Genomic DNA, 3,768 nt, shown 5'->3' on the forward strand with positions numbered 1-3,768 from the left:
GTTCGCCATCGGCGAACTGAGCCATACACGAATTGCCAAACGCTCTGGTTGATACCCGAGCTGCGTGTATTGAGATTATTTCGGCGTTTCCACACAGCCTGGACCCGTTCCCGCCGGACAGATCAAAGCTGTGGACGGCGGGTTTTCAGGGTGGAACAGCCACTTGCCCATTCGCGTTGGCCGACGCGTGTTCGGCGTTTGGGACCGGCACACAACAGGGCTTCGCGACATTGCCTGCTTTGCCGCGAAACGGCGAGGCGCTAGCAAAGCGCCGCCCGCGAACGAGACTCTGGGGACCGGCGGTCCGAAAGAGCTAGAAACTGGACCGACGGAGAACCGCCGATATCGCTCCGGCGATTGCTGCCGCGCGCGTCACGGCGGGCGCAGGCATGTTTTTCATATTCACTGCGGCGACGGCGATCGACATACTCCATGTTGAATGCACACGACTGGCTCCTTTTAGCAGGCAGCAGATCGAAGCAATTCCGCGAGTGACGCTTCATGGCCCGGCCGCTGCGCTCCGAGGAGGACTGTAGCCGACGCCCCTCTCGTTGGCTACGGGGCAGGCCCCCTCTCGGGAAAATAACAAATCGGTAATCGACGTGACACTGTTCAGCAAACGAGGTTATGGAGAATAGAAGCAGCCTTGAACCCTACAGGCGGCACAAACATTGCCCATGACCCAGTCTGGATCGATTTTGGTTTACTACGACGGTTCAGCCGAGGCCAAGTGTGCACTCGAGCGCACCGGCAAACTGGCTTCGTCCTGCGGCAAAAAAGTTCACGTGCTCGTAGTCACCGACACCGTCTCGGCAATCGCAACGAGTGCGGGAATGCTGAGTGGCGCCGCATACAGCGTCATGGTGGGAGCGACATCCGTCATTCTCGACGAAGCGGTGCTTCACCTCACCGCCCAAGGGACGTTCCCGCGCGGCCATGCTTCCCAAGGCGGCGTCGTCGACGCCATTACCCGCCACGCCGCGCTTGTTGACGCGGACATGATTGTCATCGGTTATCGCAGACTGCGCGGGCTCGCGAAATGGTTGAGTTCACATCCGACGCTCGACCAACTTGTCGAGCGCTCGGCCGGGCGCACGGTCGTGGCCGTGCCGGTGGCGTGACGTCAAACGCGTAATAGTCTCCTCTCGTCGAGCATGACAGCCCGCCCCGGAGATAGCTGCGCAATCGCGAAAGGCGCGTCCCGTGAGCCGATGTTGGGACGTTGCGCGCCTGCCGCCCTCGCAGGATCCGCCGCATCCACGTACGGAACGCTTTGACGTGATCGCACGAAGATAACGATTCTCCTGGTTCAATTTGACGCTCGCATGAATACCACCGATTCACACCAGATTCCGTTTGTCCCGCATCGCCGCGCTGGCGGGTAGCGACCACCGGACGCTCTTTCTCGCCGCGCTCGGCGGTGCGCTCGAGTTCTATGATTTCGTCATCTATGTATTCTTTGCGGCCGTAATCGGGCAACTGTTCTTCCCGCAGTCAATTCCGGACTGGCTGCGCCAGGTACAAACTTTCGGCATTTTTTCCGCAGGCTACATCATGCGTCCACTCGGTGGCATCATCATGGCGCATTTTGGCGACCTGATCGGCCGCAAGCGCATGTTTACGCTGAGCGTGCTGCTGATGTCGTTGCCGACGCTGCTGATTGGACTTTTGCCGACTTACGAGAGTCTCGGCGTAGCCGCGCCAGTGCTCTTGCTGCTGTGCCGCGTGCTGCAGGGTGCGGCAGTCGGCGGCGAAGTGCCGGGCGCGTGGGTATTCGTCTCTGAGCATGTGCCGCAGCGTCACATCGGATACGCGTGCGGAATGCTCACCGGCGGGCTGACGCTGGGCATTCTGCTCGGGTCATTGTTCGCTTCGGCGCTCAGCCACCACTATTCGCATGCTGAGATCGTTGCCTACGCGTGGCGGTTTCCGTTCCTCATCGGCGGCCTTTTCGGTCTTCTTTCTGCCTTCCTGCGCCGCTGGCTGCACGAGACGCCCGTATTCATCGAAATGCAGCGGCGCAAGTCGCTGGCCGCGGAAGTGCCGCTCAAGACGGTGCTGCGCGATCACGGCGGTGCTGTAGTCGTGTCTATGGTGCTCACCTGGACGCTGACCGCAGCGATCGTCGTCGTGATCCTAATGACGCCAACTCTGTTGCAAAAGCGCTTTCATATCGATGCAGCAACCGCGCTGCAGGCGAACGTCGTTGCGACTCTCGCCCAGACGATTGGCTGCGTCGTTGCTGGTCTGATTGCAGGGCGCTTCGGCGCAGCCCGTACGATCTTTGTGGGCTGCCTGCTCCTTGGCTCGTCGTACTTTCTGATGTGCAAGCAGATCATGGTCGATCGCTCGTCGCTTATGCCCCTCTATGCGATGGCCGGTTTCTTTGTCGGTGCGGTGGCGGCCATTCCGGTCGCGATGATCAAAGCTTTCCCGCCCGTCGTGCGCTTCTCGGGAATCTCCCTCTCATATAACGTCGCGTACGCAGTGTTCGGCGGGCTGACGCCGGTGGCCGTGTCGCTGATGTCGGCGTCAAACCCGGCCGCGCCCGAACTCTATGTGTCGGTGCTGTGCATCGTCGGCGCACTCGCGGGATATGCGTTGCGCGAAGCCCGCTAAAGGCGGAGCGTTCGGCGTGAGGCGCGTATCCCCATCGCGACATCAACGCGTATCCCGAGGCCGCGAGCAACGGTCGCTATCGAATTCGCGAGCATCGCCCCGTACGCACCGATCCACTTCTCCATCCTTTCCAGCAGGTGATCAAAGATGAGTTCAGTAGCCAGAGAAGCCTCTTTCCTTGCCCGGCATTCCACGCTAAGTGCATTCGTCGCAGCCGCGATCGTGGCCGGCGCGGCCGGCTTCGGATTCGTGTATTCGGGCGTGTACGACGTGTCGGCCATGTCCGGACATAACCCGCTCGTCGCGTGGCTGCTGCACAAGACTTACATGCAGTCGTTGCACCGCCACGCGGCCGATATCAAGGTGCCGCCCGACCTGATGACTACCGCCAACGTCGAGGCCGGCGCGCGTCTCTATGCGAACACCTGTGCGGCGTGTCACGGCGCGCCCGGAAAAACGCTGAGCCCGATCGGTCAGGGCATACTGCCGTTCGCGCCGGAACTGCTCGCACCAACACGCCGCAACAATCCCAAGATGATGTACTGGGTAATCAAGAACGGCGTGAAAATGACCGCGATGCCCGCGTTCGGCAAGACGCAAGACGACCAGACGATCTGGGACTTGACGGCGTTCCTCTACAAAGGACGCGGCATTTCCGCTCAAGATTTCGAAAAGCAGAGCGCAGCCAAACCAAACACCCGGCCGTAGACTATGCCAGTTGAGCGGGCGGGAAAGGGCCACTTGGCGGGGGACATGCCTTTCGCGCATCGGGGTCTTCAGGTGCTGGGCGGATGCACTTATAGGCTCCCCCCTGAACCTGAGCGGCCGCATCCTTCGCGAACGCGCTCTCCGCCCCGTCGTTGCTACCGACTTTGCTCATTGCGTCCTAAGTCACAAGGGTTGGCAGAGGAAAAGCAGTGGATAAGCCACGCGGTTACAGCTCGCTCCTACAAGCGGCTGTTGTGGCTGACCCACCGGTCATTCGAAAAAGCGGCGTGACCGTCTTTTCATGGTCGAACTGAGCCCGACGACGACCGGGCTCTGATCGTTAAGCGTTGTTCATCGTTAAGCGTTGTCCAACGCCTGCCCGCACGCGTCGTCGCGTATACGCGCGCCAGCAGACATGGGCAGGCGTCGAACAACGCTTAA

3 protein-coding genes are annotated in these 3,768 nt (G+C 60.8%); all 3 read left to right on the forward strand.

The genetic code is table 11. The annotated features are described in order from the left end of the window. The first annotated feature begins 677 nt into the window (after nucleotides 1–677). Complete coding sequence (locus tag P0D89_RS51430; protein WP_408370644.1) at nucleotides 678–1,121, forward strand: universal stress protein; 444 nt, start codon at nucleotides 678–680, stop codon at nucleotides 1,119–1,121. Between the two features lie 235 nt (nucleotides 1,122–1,356). Next, on the forward strand, nucleotides 1,357–2,619 hold the full coding sequence (locus P0D89_RS51435) for an MFS transporter (RefSeq protein WP_408370646.1): 1,263 nt from the start codon (nucleotides 1,357–1,359) through the stop codon (nucleotides 2,617–2,619). A gap of 147 nt (nucleotides 2,620–2,766) precedes the next feature. Further along, entirely contained in the window at nucleotides 2,767–3,327 is a 561-nt protein-coding gene (locus P0D89_RS51440; protein WP_408370648.1) for a c-type cytochrome, read from the forward strand. The last annotated feature ends 441 nt before the right edge of the window (nucleotides 3,328–3,768 follow it).

It is taken from the genome of Paraburkholderia sp. RL18-085-BIA-A, assembly GCF_046027075.1.
Taxonomy (GTDB): Bacteria; Pseudomonadota; Gammaproteobacteria; order Burkholderiales; family Burkholderiaceae; genus Paraburkholderia.

Excerpts from the sequence above, each read along its gene's own strand:
- P0D89_RS51430 (WP_408370644.1), top strand. The coding sequence starts at position 678 with ATGACCCAGTCTGGATCGATTTTGGTTTACTACGACGGTTCAGCCGAG.
- P0D89_RS51440 (WP_408370648.1), top strand. The coding sequence starts at position 2,767 with ATGAGTTCAGTAGCCAGAGAAGCCTCTTTCCTTGCCCGGCATTCCACG.